The 22,257-nt window shown below is 49.5% G+C and carries 11 protein-coding genes; 9 read left to right on the top strand and 2 right to left on the bottom strand.

Going from position 1 to position 22,257, the window contains the following annotated elements:
- The first annotated feature begins 4 nt into the window (after positions 1 to 4).
- The 5 genes from B9D94_RS22880 (at position 5) to B9D94_RS22860 (ending at position 6,410) form a co-directional block, all read left to right on the top strand.
- The gene (locus tag B9D94_RS22880) at positions 5 to 877 is read left to right on the top strand and encodes a carbohydrate ABC transporter permease (protein ID WP_148248052.1); all 873 of its coding nucleotides are present in this window, start codon (positions 5 to 7) and stop codon (positions 875 to 877) included.
- A gap of 44 nt (positions 878 to 921) precedes the next feature.
- Complete coding sequence (locus B9D94_RS22875) at positions 922 to 2,547, top strand: ABC transporter substrate-binding protein (protein WP_148248051.1); 1,626 nt, start codon at positions 922 to 924, stop codon at positions 2,545 to 2,547.
- Positions 2,548 to 2,635: 88 nt separating this feature from the next.
- The gene (locus B9D94_RS22870) at positions 2,636 to 3,436 is read left to right on the top strand and encodes a Nif3-like dinuclear metal center hexameric protein (protein ID WP_148248050.1); all 801 of its coding nucleotides are present in this window, start codon (positions 2,636 to 2,638) and stop codon (positions 3,434 to 3,436) included.
- Between the two features lie 124 nt (positions 3,437 to 3,560).
- Positions 3,561 to 4,235 carry a GntR family transcriptional regulator gene (locus B9D94_RS22865; protein WP_006208577.1) on the top strand — a complete coding sequence of 225 codons (675 nt, stop codon included), beginning with the start codon at positions 3,561 to 3,563 and terminating at the stop codon, positions 4,233 to 4,235.
- 93 nt (positions 4,236 to 4,328) lie between these two features.
- A complete protein-coding gene (locus B9D94_RS22860) occupies positions 4,329 to 6,410 on the top strand; it encodes an alpha-glucuronidase family glycosyl hydrolase (RefSeq protein ID WP_148248049.1) in 2,082 nt (693 codons plus the stop codon).
- An 82-nt stretch (positions 6,411 to 6,492) separates the two neighbouring features.
- Here the strand turns inward: B9D94_RS22860 and B9D94_RS22855 are convergent, their stop codons facing one another.
- A complete protein-coding gene (locus B9D94_RS22855) occupies positions 6,493 to 7,266 on the bottom strand; it encodes a sporulation protein (RefSeq protein ID WP_006208579.1) in 774 nt (257 codons plus the stop codon).
- 232 nt (positions 7,267 to 7,498) lie between these two features.
- Between B9D94_RS22855 and rlmD the strand changes: the two genes are divergently transcribed.
- Entirely contained in the window at positions 7,499 to 9,091 is a 1,593-nt protein-coding gene (rlmD, locus tag B9D94_RS22850) for a 23S rRNA (uracil(1939)-C(5))-methyltransferase RlmD (protein ID WP_148248048.1), read from the top strand.
- A gap of 680 nt (positions 9,092 to 9,771) precedes the next feature.
- Complete coding sequence (locus tag B9D94_RS22845) at positions 9,772 to 13,272, top strand: S-layer homology domain-containing protein (protein WP_148248047.1); 3,501 nt, start codon at positions 9,772 to 9,774, stop codon at positions 13,270 to 13,272.
- Between the two features lie 108 nt (positions 13,273 to 13,380).
- On the opposite strand, the gene B9D94_RS22840 is transcribed toward B9D94_RS22845, so the two are convergent.
- Positions 13,381 to 15,435: an ATP-binding protein gene (locus B9D94_RS22840; protein WP_006208594.1), complete on the bottom strand. Its 2,055-nt coding sequence runs from the start codon at positions 15,433 to 15,435 to the stop codon at positions 13,381 to 13,383.
- Positions 15,436 to 15,709: 274 nt separating this feature from the next.
- On the opposite strand from B9D94_RS22840, the gene B9D94_RS22835 reads away from it, so the two are divergent.
- Both B9D94_RS22835 and B9D94_RS22830 read left to right on the top strand, forming a co-directional pair.
- Complete coding sequence (locus B9D94_RS22835) at positions 15,710 to 20,575, top strand: S-layer homology domain-containing protein (RefSeq protein WP_172963986.1); 4,866 nt, start codon at positions 15,710 to 15,712, stop codon at positions 20,573 to 20,575.
- 750 nt (positions 20,576 to 21,325) lie between these two features.
- Positions 21,326 to 22,246 carry an AAA family ATPase gene (locus B9D94_RS22830; protein ID WP_006208597.1) on the top strand — a complete coding sequence of 307 codons (921 nt, stop codon included), beginning with the start codon at positions 21,326 to 21,328 and terminating at the stop codon, positions 22,244 to 22,246.
- Positions 22,247 to 22,257 lie beyond the last annotated feature (11 nt).

Below are 22,257 nucleotides of genomic sequence, written 5' to 3'. Positions count from 1 at the left end.
ATACATGAAGGAGTCAAGATCCTATAAGGTGTTCAAAGTGTGCAATGCCATCATTCTGCTGTTTATCGTCTTTATCACGCTGTATCCCTTCCTGAACGTGGTCGCTCAGTCCTTCAGCAGCGAGTCGTACATCAACTCCGGGAAGGTCAACCTGATTCCCAGGGGCTTCAATATCGATACCTACAAAACCGTAACTAAAGACGCCATGTTCTGGACGAATTACAAAAACACCGTTGTGTACAGTGTGGTAGGTACCGCGATATCCATGTTCCTGACCACAATCTTTGCTTACGCCTTATCGAAGAAAAGACTGCTGGGCCGCAAGTTCCTGACGATGTTTGCGGTGTTCAAGATGTTCTTCAACGGAGGCCTGATCCCGAACTATGTGCTCATCAACAGCCTCGGGTTTGGCAACTCCCTCTGGGCGATTGTGATTCCGGGAGCCATCAGCATCTACAACATGCTCATTATGAAATCGTTTTTTGAAAATATGCCGGAAGAGCTGGAGGAAGCCGCGGCCATTGACGGCCTGAATACGTATGGCATGCTGTTCCGAATTGTGCTGCCTTTAAGTAAAGCGGTTATCGCTACGATGGTGCTCTTCTATGCAGTCGGGCACTGGAACTCCTGGTTTCCAGCCTTTCTGTATCTGGATCAGAAGGAGCTCTTCCCGGTCACGATTTATTTACGCAACATGATTGCCGGTGCAACGGGTGTCACTTCAGCTGGTGCTACCTCTGCCGATAACTTGACGCAGATATCCGCTAACATCAAGTCGGTGACCATGGTGCTGACCATCCTGCCGATCTTGACGATTTACCCGTTTGTGCAGCGTTATTTTGTAACCGGCATCATGCTGGGATCTGTTAAGCAATAGGACATCTGAACGGCCATTATGGATACCTTAGGGGGAATGGAAAGATGAAAAAGAATCCTCGTTCGTTTTGGGGCAAAGCGTTCCTGTTATCGCTGATCGTTGTGGTATTGGCTGCATGTAATGACAAAACCGGCGGCAAAGAGGCCGAAGTACAGGATAAGGGCGCCATGGAAACCTATGCGGTAGGCGATGCATTCAAGGCAACGGAGCCGTTTGACCTGTCGATTCTCTACAGCGATCAGCCTGCCTACCCGTACAAGCAGGACTGGATGCTTTTTGCTAAACTAAAAGAAATGACAAACGTGACGCTGAAGCCGACCATTGTGCCAATGAGCGATTACAGCCAGAAGCGCAGCCTGTTGATCAGCTCCGGCGACGCGCCGCTGGTCATTCCAAAGACTTACCCGGGGGAAGAATCGGCGTTTGTGGCTTCCGGGGCGATTCTTCCGATCAGCGACTATATTGACCTGATGCCAAACTTCAAGGACAAGGTCGAGAAATGGGATATGGATAGCGAACTGGAGGGACTCCGTCAGGAGGACAAAAAATATTATGTGCTTCCGGGCCTGCATGAAGCGGTATGGCCGGACTATACGCTGATTGTGCGCAAGGATATTTTCGAGAAGCATGGCATTGCCATCCCGACGACCTGGGATGAGCTGTATACGGCCATGAAACAGCTCAAGCAGGAATATCCGGATGTAACGCCGTTCTCCGACCGCTTTAAATTCAACAGCACGCTGAACATCGCGGCAACGGGCTTTGGCACGAAAGCCGGATGGGGCTTCGGCAGCGGACTGACTTATCTGGAAGACAAGGATGAGTTTGTTTATACGGCAGCCACGGAAGAGTATAAGGAAATGCTGACCTACTTCCATAAGCTGGTGGCTGAAGGCTTGCTGGACAAAGAGAGTTTTACCCAGGATGACGATCAGGCCGTGCAGAAATTTGTCTCCGGCAAGTCCTTCATCATTAACGGCAATTCCCAGACCGTCGTTCAGCACCGTAACGACATGGACAAAACGCTGGGTGAAGGCAAGTATGCGATTAGCAAAATCACGGTTCCCGGCGGTCCCGCAGGCCAGCTGATGTCCGGCAGCCGTCTTGAGAACGGGGTCATGATCTCTTCCAAAGTGAAAGAGAGCGAGCATTTTAAAGCGATCCTGCAGTTTATCGATTGGCTCTATTACAGCGACCAAGGACAGGAATTCGCGAAGTGGGGCGTTGAAGGCGTAACGTATACCAAAGAAGGCGGCGTTCGCAAGCTGATGGACGACATTAACTACAACGGACTGAATCCGAAAGGCACAAAGGATCTGCGGATTGAGAACGGCTTCTCCGGAGGGGTGTTCGCTTATGGCGGTACAACCGAGCTGCTGCAATCCATGTTCAGCGAGGAAGAGCAGCAATTCCAGAAGAGCATGAGCGAGACCAAAACCGTGGTGAAGCCGGAGCCGCCAATCCCTTACTCGGTTGAAGAACGCGAGCGAGTGACGCTGCTCAGCACGCCGCTCAAGGATTACACGGATCAAAACACGCTGAAGTTCATTCTGGGCGACCGTGATCTCGCGGATTACGACAAGTTCGTGGCAGAGCTGGATAGCCAGGGTGTGGGTCAATACCTGGAAATTGCGAATAAAACGTATAAAACCTATAAAGAGCAGAAATAACCAACGGATCACAGGCTGCCGTTTCGTCATGGAAAGGGCGGCCTGTTTTCATTCGGTGGCTGCGATGATCCAAGGAGGTTGTTGTAGATTGAGCATTACCGTTCAGGATGTTATCAATCGGTTAACTGGTTCGACGGAACCCCATGCATCCACGGTGGACAGGGTCGTTGCAGGAAGCGAGGCCGCCGTTGTCCACGGAATTGCCGTTACCTTTGCCGCATCGCATTCAGTTATCCAGAGAACGCTTCAGGCGGGAGCGAATCTGCTGATTACGCATGAGGGGGTGTTCTACAGCCATCATGAGGCCGAGTATGAAGGAATGACGGAAAGCCCCGTTTATCAGGATAAACTCCGCTTGATCCAATCTGGGAAGCTGACGATCTATCGCTTTCACGATGCGCCTCACCGGTACGTTCCTGATATGATTACGCAAGGGCTTGTCAGGGCGCTGGGCTATGAAGACGATGTCGTCAAGTTTCTTCCGACAGCTGCCATCGTCACTTTACCGGAAGTGATGAGTGTCCAGGATATAGCGGAGAACGTAAAAAAAAAGCTGGGCATTTCTTACCTGCGATATACCGGAAATGAGAGCAGTGTATGCAGCAGAATCGGCATAGCCGTGGGTTATAGGGGAGGCGGATCGCATGCGATCCCGCTCTGCCTGAATGAGCAGCTGGATCTGCTCATCACGGGTGAAGGGCCGGAATGGGAAACACCTGAATACATCGGCGATGCAGCGGCCCAGGGCCGGTCTCTGTCCCTGCTTCTGCTGGGCCATGCTGCCAGCGAGGAGCCGGGCATGGAATGCGTGGCAGGACTGCTGCGCGACCTTTTTCCGGATATTCCCATACATTTTATACCGTCCGAGCCGTTAATTCAGGTAATATAGAGGAGGAATATCCTAACAGCAACAGTGATCGGAAGAAATGATCCGCATGAGTTGCGTTGCTAACTGCCGATGATAATAACGAAGTATAGAGAACATAGAGCATAGGAGAAAGAGGTAACGATATATGTCAACAGAGCAAAAGATTAAAGGCTCTACCCGTGAGTATTCTTATCATCTATTGAAGGATCGGATACTGCATCTGGAGCTGGAGCCGGGTACGAAAATCTCGGAAAAAGAAATTGCGGACGAATTGAATGTCAGCAGAACGCCGGTCCGGGAAGCGTTTATGAAGCTTGCTGAAGAGGAACTGCTGGACATCATTCCGCAAAGCGGGACGATCGTATCCCGTATTAATCTCAGGCATGTTGAGGAAGGCCGATTCATCAGGGAGAAGATCGAGAAGGAGATCGTGGCGCTTGCCTGCGATTTTTTTCCCGAACAGTTCCGTTTCCGGCTGGAGACAAATATTGCGCTCCAGGATGTATGCGCGGGCAACCATAATTTCTATAAGCTGTTTGAGCTGGACGAAGAGTTTCACCAAATTCTGTTTGAGGGTGTGCAAAAAGAACGGACCTGGAAGATGCTGCAGCAGCTGAACATTCATTTCAACCGTCTGCGACTCCTTCGGCTGTCCAAGGATTCCAACTGGGAGAATATCATCTCCCAGCATAAAGAAATGTATCAGTTGATTGTCAATAAAAAAGCGGAGCAGGCCATGAAAGTGATGGAGAGTCATCTGCGCCTTGTCGTTGTGGAGCAGGATATCTTGCGCGAGAAATATCCGCATTATTTTATATGATATCCGATCCGAACGTAAACGACGGGTTGCTCTAAAAGAGCATGATGACCGTGTCCACCTGCCGCTTACATATGGAGGGAGATGGCTTAAGTCATGGAGATCACGGAGTTACAGCTTCCATATTCGGCTGCTGACCGCGGCTGGCTGCGATACGAGCCAAGGGATTCTCTACAGGGACTGCCTGTATGGTCCAGAATTTTCGTCTCTGAATGGTCGGATACGGTAGAAGCTGCGGTTCGCGAATTGCGATATGGCATTCGCGAGATGAGCGGACAATTACCTGAGATCGTTGTTGGAGGAGAAAGCTTGGCTCAAGGCGCATTTATCAGATGCGCTACGGTTAGGGAATCTTTGCCGAATGAACTTCATTCGGACTTGCCTCTACAGGATTTGAACGAGGAGGGCTATCTTCTCAAGCATGTCGCTGATAAGGAGAACGGTGGCTGCCTTTACATTGTCGGCAGGACGGACAAGGGGATCCTGTACGGGGCTTTCCATCTGTTAAGACTGCTGCAAATGGAGGTGCCTGCGGAGCGGATCGATCTCGTGGAGAATCCACGGAATCCGCTTCGGATGATGAACCATTGGGACAACATGGATGGCTCGATTGAACGGGGATATGCAGGCAGGTCGATCTTCTTCAAGGATCAGCGCTTGATAGAGGATGATGGGCGAATTCGGGATTATGCCCGGCTTATGGCTTCTATCGGAATCAATGGCATTTCCATCAATAACGTCAACGTACATGAAGCGGAGGCACGGCTGATTACTGCCGAGTATTTGCCTCAAGTCGCCAGAGTCGCCGGGATCTTCAGCGCGTATGGAATACGGTTGTTCCTGAGTATCAATTATGCAAGCCCGATGCAGCTCGGAGGACTTGCGACGGCCGATCCGCTGGACTCTGGCGTCCGTCAATGGTGGAAGGAAAAAGCGGTGGAAATCTATCGCTATATCCCGGATTTCGGCGGCTTTGTTGTTAAAGCTGATTCCGAGCACCGTCCCGGTCCGTTTACATATAACCGGACGCATGCGGATGGTTCGAACATGCTGGCAGAGGCATTGGCTCCATACGGGGGCGTTGTCATCTGGCGATGTTTCGTATATAACTGCATGCAGGACTGGAGGGACCGGGCGACGGACCGGGCACGCGCAGCGTACGATCATTTTAAGCCGCTGGATGGACAGTTCAGGGACAACGTCATTTTGCAGATCAAGAACGGCCCGATGGATTTTCAGGTGAGAGAAGCGGTATCTCCTCTGCTGGGCGCCATGCCGCAAACCAATCAGATGCTGGAATTCCAGATCACGCAAGAATATACGGGACAGCAAAAACATTTGTGCTACCTCGTTCCCCAGTGGAAGGACGTGCTGGATTTCGACACGTATGCCCGGGGAGAAGGCTCCACGATCCAGAGGGTGGCATCGGGTGAGCTGTATGATTACAAGCACTGCGGAATCACCGCAGTCATCAATGTAGGCGATGATGAGAACTGGACTGGACATACACTTGCACAGGCCAATCTGTATGGTTACGGGCGGCTGGCCTGGAATCCGGATTTGTCCGAGGCCGAGATTACGGAGGAATGGATCAAGCAGACCTTCGGCACCCATGCTGCCGTAGTGGAACAACTGACAACCATGCTTGCGGAGTCCTGGCGCATTTATGAGAATTATACATCTCCGCTGGGTGTAGGCTGGATGGTCAATCCGGGGCATCATTATGGGCCGAACGTGGACGGTTATGAGTATTCGGTGTGGGGTACGTACCATTTTGCCGATTGTCATGGCATGGGAGTAAACCGGACGGTGAAGGACGGAACAGGCTACACGGGGCAATATTTCGCGGAAAATGCCGAGCGCTACGAATCACTTGATTCGTGCCCGGATGAGCTGCTGCTCTTTTTCCACCATGTTCCTTACACGCACCGGCTTCATTCCGGCAAAACCGTGATACAGCACATCTATGATTCGCATTTTGAAGGAGCGGATGGGGTGGAGGCACTGATAGAGCGTTGGCGTCTGCTGGAAGGGCTTGTTGATCCGAAGCGTCATGAGGCTGTGATGGGGCGGCTTCGCCATCAGGCGGAACATTCGAAAGAGTGGCGGGATATCATCAATACGTATTTTTACCGGAAATCCGGCATTGGCGATGAGCTGAAACGGATGATTTATTAATATGAAGCGAGTACAATGAAAAAAATTGACCCGCAGGATGGACACTTGGCTTGAAGTGATCCAGCTTGCGGGTCATTTCTAATTAAATCGATCGGCGAATGATCCGGTCGATAAGCTCTGCTACATGGGAAGGACCTTGCCCAAGCTCCTGCTCATCCAGCGTCAGCCAGGAATGCTGCTCATCCATATCAAGAGAGCGCTGGAGCCAGCCGGATACCCCTCGGCCTCTGCGGTCAACCTCGACCAGGACCGAGATGCCGTCCTGCTCCGGGTACAGGATCAATTCAAGCTCTTTGATATGACCGGCATACCGGGAGCCTGGATAAAATTCAATTTCTTGCACGAAAGGAACGCCCCGGCCAAGGCGAGGGTGATATTCGCATGTCGCCATTTTGAAGCTGAAGCCAAGATCCTCTACGGCATCAAACACGATGGAAGCAGCCGGGTTCGGTTCAACCTCGATAAAATCACGGTCCTTGGGATCGATGGCATTATCGATATCGAGTCCGGTATGGATCCATACCGGCTGTCTGGAGATGGTGAGCGGCGTTTCCGGCGGGAGAGGGAAGGAGAACGGGATTTCCTGATGATCTCCGGGCTTCAATGTGATACGGCTTGAGACGTTAACTTTTGCAATGGTATAGGACTCTATGTATTTCTTGTCGTCGCTTTCCTTGGTATATTCCGTCATCAGTTTCAAGTAAATGCGGTCCACCGTCTGCTCGACACTGCCTCCCTTAATGTGAATGACCCCGCGTACTTCCTCACCGGGATAATAGGAGGATTTCTCAAGGTGCGTATCGATCTGGGCTGCTCCAATACCTACACTCGCTAGCATTTTGTTAAAAAACGACATAAAAGATACCCCCATAATAGAATGTATGATAATGGGATTATACGTTGAAGTTTCGCTCATGGTTTCCAAATTGGAAAAAAATATTTTTTGCGCTACACCGAGGGGCGAGGTGACCCCGCCAATGACGAAGAGCACAGCTGTAATCCGGGAATATGGATGATTGCTTGTTAGCATTCACAGGTTCGGCATGGTATATTGGACACGATACCATTAAGGATGGAGAAATCAAGGCATGAGTGAGCAGAAACGTTCCGGACAAGGAACCCAAAACAACCATAAATCAACAGCATACGGGAAGAAGCTGGGTGAGAGGGCTGCAGCGAATCAAGCTGGGGCCAAGCCGGCTTTTAAGCAGGGACATGGGAAGAATCGGGATCAGTCATCGTATTCGAAGGCGAAACCCTCTCATAAATATAAGCAAGAGGTCCGGGGACCACGGCCTTCAGCCGGGCGGGAGCACGCGGATGAGCTGCAGGCTGGCGATGTCATTGTTGTTACCATCAAGCGGCTTGGGATTAACGGCGAAGGTGTCGGTTATTACCGCCGCAAGGCGGTGTTTATCGACGGCGCGATCACTAACGAAGTGGTCAAAGCCGAGGTGAAAGAGGTACAGCCTAAATTTATCAAGGCCCAGCTGGTGGAAGTGGAGAAGCGTTCGCGTTTCCGGATCGAACCTCCCTGCCCGGTATTCGGCATCTGCGGCGGATGCCAGATTCAGCATATCTCCTATGAGGGCCAGCTGCAGGCCAAGACGGATATCGTGCGCGAGGCGTTCAGCCGGTATGCGGGACGGGAGGATGTTAAGTTTAAGCCGATTCTCGGCATGGAGCACCCATGGGATTACCGGAATAAAGCGCAGCTGCAGCTCAAACGGAAGGGCCATGAGGTGATCGCGGGACTCTATGAAGCGGACAGCCATACGATTGTGGACATCAGCGGCTGCCCGATTCAGCATCCGAAGGTAAACGAAGCGGTGGAGAAGGTTAAATCCGTACTGGAAGAATTGCGGATTCCGCTTCACAAGGAGAATGGAAACAAGGACGGCGTACGGACCATCGTGGTTCGTCATGGATTCCAGTCCGGGGAATTGCAGGTGACACTGGTCACGGCCGGCGGCAAGCTGCCAAGGCAGGATGATCTTGTCCGCATGCTGCGCCTATCCATTCCGGAGGTTAGCGGAATTTCACTCAACATCAATCCGAAGAAAACCTCGCTTATCTTCGGTGACCGGACGATTTCGCTATGGGGCGCAGAGAGCATGCAGGAATCGCTGAGCGATCTGCAATTCTCGCTATCGCCGAGAGCGTTCTTCCAGCTGAATCCGCAGCAGACGGTCAAGCTGTACGAGTCGGTCCGGGCGGCAGCGGGACTGACGGGGAAAGAGACCGTTATTGACGCATACTGCGGAACCGGCACGATCGGGCTCTGGCTGGCGCCCTATGCCAAGGAAGTACGCGGGATCGAGACGATCCCCGAAGCGGTGGAGGATGCCAAGGCGAATGCGCAGCGAAACGGACGGGCTAACGCCAGCTTCCACGTCGGTCAGGCCGAGGAGCTGCTGCCCCGCTGGGTCAAGGAAGGCATGAAGCCGGACGTTATTATAGCCGACCCGCCGCGTACCGGTCTGGACTCGCGTTTCCTGGAGACAGTGCTTCGAACCAAGCCGAAGCGGTTTGTGTACGTATCCTGCAACCCTTCAACCTTGGCGAAAGACTGCAAGGTCCTTCTGGACGGCGGATATGAGCTCGAATGGGTGCAGCCGGTCGACATGTTCCCGCAGACAAGCCATGTGGAGTGCGTTGTGTTGCTGAAGAGGGAGGATTAGGATTATGATAGAGATTCTGCAATGTTTCTAATAAATCAGTGCTCCCTTAACGTTAAAAGTAAGATTAGACACTTAACAAAATCAACTATTTCATCCGTCTTAACATAGTATATCTTGCAATCGAAACTATTAAACGCAAAAAGGAGGCGCAGTCCTGCTACCTCTCTGTGTTTACAGTCAAATCTTATAACATTCCGTCTGCTAACCGCATTTGGCCTCTCTCATGAGAGTCCAAATGCGGTTGCAATCACTTTTCGATCGGTATATCGATAGAGAGACGGATTATGCGAATTGGGAAGCAATGCTTGAAGCGACGAACAGAGAGTATGCCGGGCAAAGAGAAAAAATAGAATGTAAAGTTTCAAAGCTAGCAGTAAATAAAATCCTGTCCGCGATAAGCGGACAGGATTTTTTGGAGACGAGATCTTTAAGCTACTTAATGTGTTCAAAAATCCACGTTGCAAATCTGCTGATATCCGATCATTCTTCCATTTCTACTTTTTTCAACAGGCTCGTGTAAAAATCAACTTCTTTTGTGCCAAGTTAGTGGGTTTCATGAGACAAAATTGCGATGAAAGTGAGACGGCATTCACCAGAAAGGTCCATTAGAATCATAATGACACGTTGCTTTTATTTGTCATGCCGTGCTTTATGTTCAGCAATTGAAAGGAGAAAGAAGAATGCGTAAATCAGGAAATAAAGTTATGGTTCTGATCTTGGTCTTTTCCATCATGATGTTCAGCGTTCCATATGGGAATCCGTCGGCAGCGGCAGAAATGGGGAACAATGGTCAATCGTCTATGCCATCAGATCCTGCCTCACCAATCAAAGCAACTCAGATCGCAGGAGGAGACGACCATTCACTGGCGGTGAAATCAGATGGAACGGTCGTCGGATGGGGCGATAATGGTTTTGGACAAACGAATGTGCCCACGGAATTGAATGGTGTCAAGGCCATCGCAGCAGGAGATAACTTTTCGTTGGCACTGAAATCAGATGGAACGGTCGTCGGATGGGGCTATAATTATTTTGGACAAACGAATGTGCCAACGGGATTGAGTGGTTTAGAGGCCATCGCAGCAGGATGGGGCCATTCATTGGGACTGAAATCGGATGGTACAGTCGTCGGATGGGGCTATAATGGTTATGGACAAGTGGATGTGCCAATCGAAAAATTGAGTGGGGGTGTCAAAGCCATCGCAGCAGGATACCACCATTCGCTGGCGCTAAAATCAGATGGTACGGTCGTCGGATGGGGCTGGGATTATTATGGACAATCGAATGTACCAGGGGAATTGACTGATATCAAGGCAATCGCCGCAGGAATCGATCATTCGTTGGCGCTGAAGTCAGATGGTACGGTCGTCGCGTGGGGCACAGATAATGGTGGGCAAACGATTGTACCAAACGGGTTGAGTGATGTCGTGGCCATCGCAGCAGGATACAGGCATTCGCTGGCGCTGAAATCAGATGGCACGGTCGTCGCGTGGGGCTCTAATAATGATGGACAAAGGAATGTGCCAAAGGATTTGAGCGATGTCGTGGCCATCACAGCAGGAATCGATCATTCGTTGGCGCTGAAGTCAGATGGCACGGTCGTCGCGTGGGGCTATAATTATTATGGACAATCGAATGTGCCCGGTAATGACAACCTGAAGGGGCTATCTCTGCAGGAAGGTTCATTCGACACTCCGTTCTCACCATCCACTCTATCTTATACGTCCTATATTGACCCAGAGCTATCAAGCATTCATGTAACGGCGACATTAGAAGACGTTGCTAATGGAGCGTTATATGTAAACAATCAGCAGGTACCAAGCGGAAGCACAGCGACGGTTGATATCTCGGGAGATTCAACAGTCATCCCGATTCGGGTTGAGCCCTACTTGAAACCCGGCAAAACTTACACAATTACCGTCTTGAAGGATTCCATACCTCCCGACATTCAATTCGAACCCAACGGCAATACGTTACCGGCTTTAACAGCGGAAAGTAAAGTAACCGTGACAGACACGGTGAGCAATGTCGATGATACTTCGCTGCAATATGCCTGGACACAAAGCAGTGCGGTTCCTAGTGAAGGCTGGAAGAATTTCGTGAGTGGGGATACGCTGGAGCAAACAAGCGGTGACGACAATTGGTATTTACACATTCATGCGGCAGATCGGCTAGGAAACGTTGCCGAAGTGGTCTCGAATGCTTTTGTTCTCGATAACACACCGCCGACGGTTACCCTGTCAAGCACGGCAAGCGGTACGGTTAATGCTTCCTTTCCCATTACGATGACCTTCAGCGAACCTGTAACCGGTTTTACCGCAGAGGGCATCCATGTAAGCAATGCTGCAATTACCAACTTGGCCACCGTTGATTCGAAGACATACACGGCTGCGGTTACGCCGATGGCGAACGGCCAGATGGTGACCGTGCAAGTGGCGGCGGACGAGGCCATGGATGCAACCGGACATAAGAATGAAGCGTCCGAAGTCTTGAGCTTCATGTACGATACGACCAAGCCTGTCATTACCTTCGGATTTACGGATAACCAAATTTTCCGTACCCCACCGCTTACCATCGAATTGTCAGTCAGCGAAGCAGTCTACCGGATGAAAGACGGGGGAGAAGTAGAGGACACGGATATACAAACGCTTGTGCACCTTGAAAAGGATGGGCAACCGTTCACAGACTTCGCAGGCAGCTACGACAAAGCGTCTCATACATTTGCGCTAACGTTTAACCATTCACTTGAGAATGGTCTATACCATGTGATGGTGGAAGGAGATGTATTGCAAAATGCGAGCCGCAACACACTGGATGCAGCAAGTGCAAGCTTTACGGTTGCTGTACCTGTTGTGACCGGTATTTCTGCCAATCCAACCAGCCTTACCCACACCGGGGGAAGTACGACCGTCTCCATTACAGGTTCACATCTTACGGGTCAGATTTTAAAAATGTACGTTGACGGGGTAGAAGCTGCAACAGCGATTGTCGGCAGTGACAGCAGTGCCGAAGCCGCTATTGCATTACCGAAAAACACGACTTACCAAACGAAGAACTATAGCTTAACCGTGTATTTAAACGGTGAGGAGGTGCGAGAAAGCTCGGTTTCGGTCTCTGTGGCAGGATCATCTCCGCCAACACCGTCCATACCCACATCACCGATAACACCATCAACGCCCTCAACATCCTCTACACCGACAACCATACCCATACCACGGCCTCAAAATGAAATCGATCCAAGCAAAGGAGGGACGATTACCATTCGAGGTGTTGAATTAACATTTCCTGTCGGTGTATTTAGGAGTGTTTTTACAGTAAACATAGAGGACGTCTCAAATTTAAAAGAAGAATGGCGACCAAAAGACAATAAAATCATCAGCAGGACTTATGAGATCACAAAGAACTTAGCTGGAAACTTTGACAAACCTGTGACCCTTACCTTGCCTTTTGATGTAGGACAGATGGATCAGGATGACTACACGGTCGCCGTCTATTGGTTAAATGAAGCAACAGGAGAATGGATTCCGTTAGACCATATCAAGGCTGACTGGAATACGGGCAAAGTTAGCGGCAGTACCAGCCACTTTGCGAAATTTGCCGTACTCGCAACCCAAAAACCTAAAGAACAAGAACAACCAACCATAAAACCGACTGATATTGCCGGACACTGGGCAGAGACAAACATTAAACAAGCGATAAACGATGGTATCGTCACTGGCTATCCGGACGGAACATTCAAGCCGAATCGCATGGTGACGCGTGCTGAATTTGCGGTCATGCTGATGAACGCATTGAAGCTGCAGGGAAATGGAGCTAATCTGACGTTTACAGATTCGGCGCAGATCGGTTCATGGGCACGGAAAGCAGTCGCACAAGCGGTAGAAGCGTGGATTATAATAGGGAAAGAGGACGGTGCTTTCCGTCCCAATGCTGCAATTACACGCTCTGAGATGGCAGCGATGATCGCAAGAGCGCTCAACCTGGCAGTCGAAACAACGAATGCCGCAACCAGCTTCGCGGATGACAAGGACATACCGGCATGGGCAACAGGTGCCGTGACAGCATTGAAGAACATGGGCGTCATCGATGGTAAAGGCGGAAACAAATTTGATCCTCAAAATCAAACATCCAGAGCAGAAGCAGTGACCGTTCTGTTAAAAATGATGGCACAAATGAGCAAGTAATCCATCGGACAGCGACGGGAACTGAAGAAGTTGTCCGAGGAAGATAAGGTAAGGTAATCCCCAAAGAAGGAAAGCCCGAATCAACAAGGGCTTTCCTTTTTTTTGCGGTTACGTCGCACCCTTTATCATGTCTATAAGGTTTTGAATCGCCGTTCTTCGCGCCCGGTAGTAGGTGGCACGACTTATGAACAACTGCTCAGCCGCCATTTCCGCAGTGATCAGCGGAGCTTCTGCGAGAATCTTCAGTAAGGCCTGATCTCTCTTGGTCAGTGGAAAAGGGGGATGATTAGAAAAAACACTTTGAAGTTTATGCTGCAATTCGGGTCCGCTGCACGATAACTTGCGTGCCAGATCCGATTGTTCGAGAGCAGTAGGATTGTCCATCAATGTCAGTGCCGCTATCATCTCTTTTTCCGTAAACTCATAAGACGTACCCGCTTTTTCCCCACCTAAAGGAATTTTAACCAGGTCCAGGATATGATCGCCAACCTCGGACCCGCGCAAATCACGTGTATGAATGAGTGCGCCATAGAGGGGGTGTTCCCTCGTTCTGCCTGGAAGGGGCCTCGATTGGAAACCGAGATTTCCAAGCATTTCGTTGGTCTGCTCATAAGTGGTGAGGATGACGTGACGAAGACCCGCCGTATAGTGAATAATCGAGTCTGAAACGATCGTACCGACCAATTCATGAAAAGTATAATCGCTTTTGCGAGTGGAAACGCCTGTGAGTAACTGATAATAGGTATCCGCCTGCTCAATGGGCAAATGCCGCATATATTTGATTTCTTTTGGAAAAACGTCGTCTAACACGCCCGGTATAAAGTGATCCAGCAATGAAATGGTTTCTTTATAAAGCAGGACGCCTGCAGTAAATGTCAACGGAACCTCTTCTGCGGAGCGGAACACATGAATGCTCTCCGGAAATTGCTCAGCCAGGGCGTTTAGAAGGGCATGATCGATCTCTGAAGAGATGGAGTACGCGATATCCTCCGTTATGATTTGATGCAACTGGGGCAGATCCGGGGTGCGAAATGGCTGCATTTCCATGAGCTCCATATTGGCAGAAATGATCGAGATGGAATTCAGATGAAAAATATCCCGGCAAGTCGATAGCATAACGGAAGCAATCCGCTTTTTTTCTTGTCCACCCGCTTGTTTGAGTTCTTTCGTCAATCCCTCCATAATCTTTATTCTTAGTTCCTGAAAACGCAGAGGTTCACGTTGCAAAAGGTCCTCGATTAAAAAGGTTCGCGCTACATCGTGCAGTGCAAGACCCCCCGCCGTCGGACGGATAAAGGAGTACCCAGTGAGCCGCTCAAGATCCATCATGGATAAGGGAGTTCCGAGTAGCCAGCCCAGCCACTTCGGATCCGCATACGGTAAAATACATAGCAATTCCAGTACCTCTTTCAATTCGGAGGAGGTGACTTCACGCAGCATTTCGGCGCTGACCCGCATGGAAATGGGCATAACTGAAGCGGCTGATTCCGGCCTTGGGAATAACAGATGCTCAGCAAATAGCGCCATAGCGAGAGGTAATCCTTGTGAATCGCCGATGAGTTGCTCCACCTCACTTTCTATTGCCAATCCTCTTTGAGAAAAGTAGTTCCGCGCCTCTCCTCCCGTGAGGGGACCAAGCTTGATATGCCTAATTCTATTCTGCCATGCCAGGTCCATCTGCCAATAGAATGACAGGTCTTGTCTGGATGCCAGAACGACAAGCAGCCCGCTCGCGGACAGCCCTGGAAGGAACGCTTCCCTGAACCAGCCCTCTATTTTGTGAATGTACTCATAGTTATCGATACACAGAAGCAATTTCCCGCGAGCCATCTCGGCGATGATATCCTGAATGGATTTGTGGTGTGAAGCTGTCACAAGCGGATGATGAACGAGAAAGGCTTTTAACGATTCTAGGAATCCAGCTGGCGTGTCCATGCAAACCCTACCATCCAGCCATATCGAGTTTACTCCTTCTCGTTGCGCCATGTTCAGAAATTGAAGCATAAGCGCAGACTTACCAATTCCGCCCATGCCAGAAATAAATAGCACCTCGGCGGGGGCATCCTGCTGAACTAACCAATTTTTCATGAAGCGGAGTTCTTTATCCCTTCCTACGAACAGACGAGTCCGCTCCACAGAAAGTGCTTCCCCAAGTTTCCCCATAATGTTTCTCCAATTCTAAAGTGACATAAAGTAAATGCAAGTACGCAAAAAGTCCTAATTTATAAAGTTTAAAACTTCGAGAGTATTTGGCGGAAATCCTCTTTTAATTTGCAATATCCGTGAGTCATTTGAGACAAAATTGATATGAACTTGAGACCCTATAACCCAAATAATCTCTTATAGTGATACATGAAGTGTTAATTGCAAGGGAGGAATTCTCTATAACAAGCCGTCACACTGCTGAATAATTGAAAAGATGGGAGTGATATATGTCGTGTTATCGATTAGACGGAGTCGGATTCTGAAGATTGTCTTAATCATTCTTCTGATTGCAGCATTTTTTGCGGCACCCGAGTCGACTTCGGCAGATACGAGTTTGAAAAACGTGGAAACAGGTCGTTTGCCTTATTCAGTCGCGGTGAATCCGGTAACGAACAAAATTTATGTAGTCAATAAACTCAGCCACAACATGACGATCATTGACGGAGCGACCAATAAGTCGAAGACTATAGAGGTAGGCAAAAATCCTGAAAAAGTCTCGGTGAACCCGGTGACGAACAAAATCTATGTCACCCTTGGCGAACAGAAAGTAGCTGTCATTGACGGGGAGAGCGACACGGTGACGACAAAGGTAGCAGTAGGGTCCTCTCCTACTTCAGTCGAAGTGAACACGGTGACGAACAAAATTTATGTCGTTAATGTTAATAGCAACACCGTGACGATCATTGACGGTGTGAGCAACGAAACGACAGAGGTAAAGGTAGGAAATAAACCTGTTGCAGTCGCGGTAAACTCAGTGACGAACAAAGCCTATGTCGCCAATCAAGTAGACGACACCGTGACTGTCATTGAAGGCTCGACCTACAAGAAGACATTAGTGACGGACGTCCGTCCTTCTAGAGTCGCGGTGAACCCGGTGACGAACAAAATCTACGTCAACAATATTTACAGCAGTACTGTGTCGGTCATTGACGGGGCGAGCGACACGATCATGTCATCGGAAAAGGTAGGAAGTGCTCCTTGGGGGGTCGCGGTGAATCCGGTGACGAACAAAATCTATGTCGCCAATACGAGCAGTAATAACGTGACGATCATTGACGGAGCGACCGACAAGGCAATGACTACGGTAGGGGCAGGATACCGTCCTGAGGCCGTGGCGGTGAACCCGGTGACGAACAAGATCTATGTCGCCAATGAAGACGATAAAGTGACGGTCATTGACGGGGAGAGCGACACGGCAATGACGACGATAGCAGCGGGAGATTTTCCTGTTGCGGTCGCGGTGAACCCGGTTACGAATAAAATCTATGTCGCTAATCAAATGAGTGACACCGTGACGGTCATTGACGGTGCGAGCTACACACCGACGACGGTAGAGGGGGAAGACGGTCCTATTTCCGTCGCGGTGAATCCGGTGACGAACAAAATTTATGTCGCCAATATTCGCAGCCACAGCGTGACGGTCATTGACGGTGCGAGCAACGAGACGACGACTTTAGCAGTGGGAGTTAATCCTACTGCCGTCGCGGTGAATACAGTAACGAACAAAATCTATGTCACCAATTCTGACAGCAACACTATAACTGTCATTGATGGGGTGAGCAACGAGACGACAACGATAGCAACAGGAATTTATCCAGCGAAAGTCGTGGTGAACCCAGTAACAAACAAAATCTATGTTGCCAATAGTGGTAGCAACAGCGTGACGGTCATTGATGGTGCGAGCAACGAGACGACAACGGTAGATGCAGGAGCCGGTCCTTCTGCAATCGATGTGAATCCAGTAACGAACAAAATCTATGTCAGTAATACGGAAAGCCACAATGTGACGGTTATTGACGGCACAAACAACGAGACGACGACAGTAGCAACAGGATATGGGCCAGGGGCAATCGCGGTGAATCCGGTGACGAACAAAATCTATGTGACCAGTGATATGATCTACTACGTAACTGTCATAGATGGCGCGAGCAACGAGACGACAACGGTAGCAACGGGAAACGTTACTAATGCCGTCGCGGTGAATCCGGTAACGAACAAAATCTATGTCACCAATAATTTCACCGGCAATGTGACTGTCATTGACGGTGAGAACAACGGGACGACGACAGTAGCAGTGGGATATGGGCCAAGGGCCGTCGCGGTGAATCCGGTGACGAACAAAATTTATGTCGCCAATATTGTCAACGATACCATGAGCATTATTGACGGTGAGAGCAACACGTCTACGGCCGTACTGGCGGGAAAAGGACCTGTGGGGGTGGCGGTGAATCCAGTGACGAACAAAGTCTATGTCGCCAATATTGACAGTAACAATGTGAGTACGTTTGATTTTGCCGGGCGTACAACGAATCCATTGACTGTTGCGATTACACCATTGCCCGGCAACATTGCTTACGGTCCGGATACGACGTTTACTTTCGAAGTGTCTAATACCTACAGCCCCTATTCCCCGGAGGTACAAGGCGTTTACTTCCAGCTCGATCATACGGAAGGTGCTTGGGTGAAGGCGAGTCCGTCCGGAGGTAACTGGACTGGAACGTTGACCTCGCTGCCATACGGACAGCATGTACTTTATGTTTTAGCCCTTGAGGCTCAGGGAAATGGCGTTTCGGCTGGAATAGCCGATGCCTACGCTTTTAACGTGTTGCCAGAGAACATGATCAGTCCGGCGATCGCGAGCTTTGACAAATATGCCGAAGCCGCATCCTATACGGATGTGACGACAACATGGACGCTATATGGCAATACGCTGAGCAGCATTACGTTTGGAACGGAGACTTTGGTGCCGGGAACGGACTATACCGTTTCAGGCGGGAACACAGTGACGATCAAGAAGGAGTACCTTGCTGCGCAGTCAGTGGGTACAGTGAACCTGACGTTTACATTCAGCAGGGGAGCGGCACAGACTCTATCGATAACCGTAAGTGATTCGACCCCGCCAGGGACTCCAACGGGATTGACTGCAACAGCCGGGAACGAACAAGTTGAATTAAGCTGGAGCGGCGTGCCCGGAACAGTTACCTACAGTGTCTACGGAGGAACGGCTTCCGGTGTATACGATTCAACACCAATCGCCACGGTGAACGGTTCGACGACCAGCTATACAGTGACAGGTCTAACGAACGGGATGGCGTATTACTTTGTGGTGACGGCAAGCAACGAGTCAGGATATAGCGGCTACTCCAACGAAGCGAGCGCGACACCGCAGATGCCATCCCCGGGAGCTCCGACGGGACTTACCGCGAACGCCGGGAACGAACAAGTTGAATTAAGCTGGAGCGGCATGCCCGGAACAGTTACCTACAGTGTCTACGGAGGAACGGCTTCTGGTGTATACGATTCAACGCCTATCGCCACGGTGAACGGTTCGACGACCAGCTATACAGCGACAGGCCTGACGAACGGGACGGCGTATTACTTTGCAGTGACGGCAAGCAACGAGTCAGGATATAGCGGCTACTCCAACGAAGCGAGCGCGACACCGCAGATGCCATCCCCGGGAGCTCCGACGGCTCCGACGGGACTTACCGCGAACGCCGGGAACGAACAAGTTGAATTAAGCTGGAGCGGCGTGCCCGGAACAGTTACCTACAGTGTCTACGGAGGAACGGCTTCCGGTGTATACGATTCAACACCAATCGCCACGGTGAACGGTTCGACGACCAGCTATACAGCGACAGGTCTGACGAACGGGACAACGTATTATTTTGCGGTGATGGCAAGCAACGAGTCAGGATATAGCGGCTACTCCAACGAAGCGAGTGCGACTCCCAGAACGGGCAGCACTCCTCCAAATTCATCCGGTGGCACTCCTTCAACTACGAACCCGCCGTTCAACCACAACTCAATAAATGTTCCGAAGACGCAAAACAACATTCATGTGACCATCAGTGGCCAGATGCAAGAGGGAATCACGACAGATGCCATCACGACCGACAATGGACTGACCGTGCAGTCGGTTACCATCGATGCAGCAAAACTGTCTGAGGCACTGGCGAAAGAAGTAGATAAGCCAGTAATCGTGATTGCCGTGAATTCGAGCGCCGATAAAGTGACCGTGGCGCTGACCGGGGAAGCGGTGGAATCCCTAAAGAACAAGCAAGCTATAATAGAGGTTCACACACCTAACGGAAACTACAAGTTGCCTGCGACGGAACTCGGGATGGATCGTTTTTCGGCACAGCTTGGAGACCCGGTGGTGCTGAAGGACGTCTTGGTGCATGTGGATATTGCGAAGAGCGGGATAGATAAAATAAGACTTTTGGAAAATACGTCAAAAAAAGGACGATTTACCGTAATGTTTCCGCCCGTTGATTTTACGATAACGGCCTCGTACAAGGGGAAGACAGTGAACTTAGACAAGTTTACGTCCTATGTAGAGCGTGAAATTCCGTTGCCGGAAGGAGTCGATCCGAACAAGGTCACAACGGCCATTGTGTTAGAAGCAAATGGTAGAGTCCGACATGTACCTACTAATTTAACTTTACGAGATGGGAAGTATTACTCAGTTGCGAGTAGTATGATGAACAGCACGTACTCACTGATTTGGCATCCGATGAGGTTTGCGGATGTGGAGGGACATTGGTCTCAAGCAGCAGTCAATGACATGGCGTCACGAATGGTAGTGAACGGGGTTGATGCAACTCATTATCTGCCCAACGCAGCTATCACGCGCGCGGAATTCGCGGCGATTATCGTGCGGGCGCTGGGACTGACAAACAATGGAGTAAAATCTACGTTCGAGGATGTGAAATCCGGTGACTGGTATGCCGGAGCGGTAGCGACGGCGCAGGAATATGGCATCACCGCGGGGGACGAGGACGGAACATTTCATCCGGCAGAGACGATCACTCGCGAAGAGGCAATGGTCATGATCGCACGGGCCATGAAGCTTGCAGGATTAGACACGAGCCTCAGCGTAGCGGAAGCGGATGCTGCACTCTCGAAGTTCGCGGACCGCGCTTCGGTAGCTATTTGGGCCCAACAAGCGGTCGCAGCTACGGTGAAAATGGGACTTGTGAGCGGATCCGACACAGGGCTACAGCCGAAAAGCGACATCACCAGAGCGGAAACGGCGGTCATCGTTCAGCGGATGCTGGAGAAGGCTGGACTTATCGATAACAAGCATTCGGAATAGCCATCATGATGGATCGACACATGTGGAATACTACTCAACTGTTGGTCGGGAAATAATAATAGTTGAGTAGTATTGACGCATACAGCAACGGAGCGGAAGATGAGGCGAACTCCCGGATGATGCGAATTTCGTCCAATTTATTTAGAACATCTTGGACTTGAAAAAGATAAAGAGGGGCCAAGGCCCCTCTTTTTTGTTGCTTGAAAAGATGATATGCACTTTTTATAAAAGACTCTATTGCAGAAATTAACTTAGTTAGTGTTGTTCCTTATAAAGTAATCTCGGGTATCTGTTCGCACCTTCAACTAAAGCCGCTTCTAAATTAGCAGTAAAGTAAGCTAGTGGAACATTAGGTGAAAAATAAGAGTTTCCGGGACAGTAAGAAGCGGCCAAGACGGAAATATTCCGGAGTTTTTCATGCTCCAGTGAAGGCGTGCGCCCATAGTTTGAAGGCCTACCGAACTAACACGCATACTCAATATGCTACGCAGCGCCTGAGAGATTCTCATTGAATCGTTGTCTATAAGAAGCTTCCTGTGATGGCGGGAATGAATTAGCGGAAGACGAACAGTGGGCGAAAATTAAACAAGGTCAACGTATTGCTAAGCAATATTGGGTTAAGTAATATTAAACTAAAAGTACTTGTCGATAGTCTTTTTACGTAGAATAGAAATCTGTAGGTATCACTCGGAGCATGTTCACACTGTATAATCAACACATAGCAGATTCGATGTATGAAGGAGGAGTGAAATGTATCTAGATAAATTCATATTACCCATTGATGAAGAATCCTCGTTGATACAGCAACGAATGGTAGAAAATGGCGGTAAATTTGGATATATCGATAATACTTACCCATGCGGCATTTTCTCGAAAAGTCAGTTCTCCGAATTGAGTTTTTCAAAAATAACTATTTTATATGGAGGAAACGGCTCGGGAAAAAGTACGCTCCTAAACCTTATAGCAAATCGATTGGAACTCAACCGTATTGCACCATTCAATTCAAGTGAAATGTTTGATTTATACGTTGAACATTGTAAATTTGAACTTGGATTTGACGATGAGGGATTTAAATATCGAATTCCAAATGGAAGCAGAATCATCACAAGTGATGATGTTTTTGATTATATGCTTACAGTCCGCACAAACAACGAGGAAATCGCAGATAGCACCGAAGATATCAGATTGGAATGGGGAGATCGTAACGGAAATCTGAAATATGGCAAAACAGTGAAAATGAATAGCATGGACGATTATGAAGCACTGAGGTTACAGGTGCTTTCAAGAAAAAAATCAGTCTCACGCAGGGAGTTTATTCGCAGAGTCGCCGGCACTGAGGTTAAGCTGAACAGCAACGGCGAGACAGCCCTGAGTTATTTCAATTCCAAATTAAAAAATGACACATTGTATTGCTTGGATGAACCGGAGAACAGTCTGTCTCCTAAAATGCAGCTTGAACTTGTCAAGATGTTAGAACAAATGGCTCACTATTGCGGATGTCAATTTATCATTGCAACGCACTCCCCGTTTTTACTGGCGATGGAGTTTACCAAAATATATGATTTAGACACGAATCCAGTCGACATCAAGCAATGGTGGGAATTGGAAAACACCAAAGTGTACTTTGATTTTTTCAATAAACATAACAGGCTGTTTCTTGCCGATAAGTAGGAATTTGAACA

It is taken from the genome of Paenibacillus sp. Cedars (assembly GCF_003184205.1).
In the GTDB taxonomy this organism is placed as follows: Bacteria; Bacillota; Bacilli; order Paenibacillales; family Paenibacillaceae; genus Paenibacillus_AQ; species Paenibacillus_AQ glucanolyticus.
This window is presented reverse-complemented; position numbering and strand designations above follow the sequence as displayed.

Bases quoted from the DNA above. Each gene is read 5' to 3' on its own strand.
- B9D94_RS22880 (WP_148248052.1), top strand. From the start codon at position 5: ATGAAGGAGTCAAGATCCTATAAGGTGTTCAAAGTGTGCAATGCCATC.
- B9D94_RS22875 (WP_148248051.1), top strand. From the start codon at position 922: ATGAAAAAGAATCCTCGTTCGTTTTGGGGCAAAGCGTTCCTGTTATCG.
- B9D94_RS22865 (WP_006208577.1), top strand. From the start codon at position 3,561: ATGTCAACAGAGCAAAAGATTAAAGGCTCTACCCGTGAGTATTCTTAT.
- B9D94_RS22860 (WP_148248049.1), top strand. From the start codon at position 4,329: ATGGAGATCACGGAGTTACAGCTTCCATATTCGGCTGCTGACCGCGGC.
- B9D94_RS22855 (WP_006208579.1), bottom strand. From the start codon at position 7,266: ATGTCGTTTTTTAACAAAATGCTAGCGAGTGTAGGTATTGGAGCAGCC.
- rlmD (WP_148248048.1), top strand. From the start codon at position 7,499: ATGAGTGAGCAGAAACGTTCCGGACAAGGAACCCAAAACAACCATAAA.
- B9D94_RS22845 (WP_148248047.1), top strand. From the start codon at position 9,772: ATGCGTAAATCAGGAAATAAAGTTATGGTTCTGATCTTGGTCTTTTCC.
- B9D94_RS22840 (WP_006208594.1), bottom strand. From the start codon at position 15,435: ATGGGGAAACTTGGGGAAGCACTTTCTGTGGAGCGGACTCGTCTGTTC.
- B9D94_RS22830 (WP_006208597.1), top strand. From the start codon at position 21,326: ATGTATCTAGATAAATTCATATTACCCATTGATGAAGAATCCTCGTTG.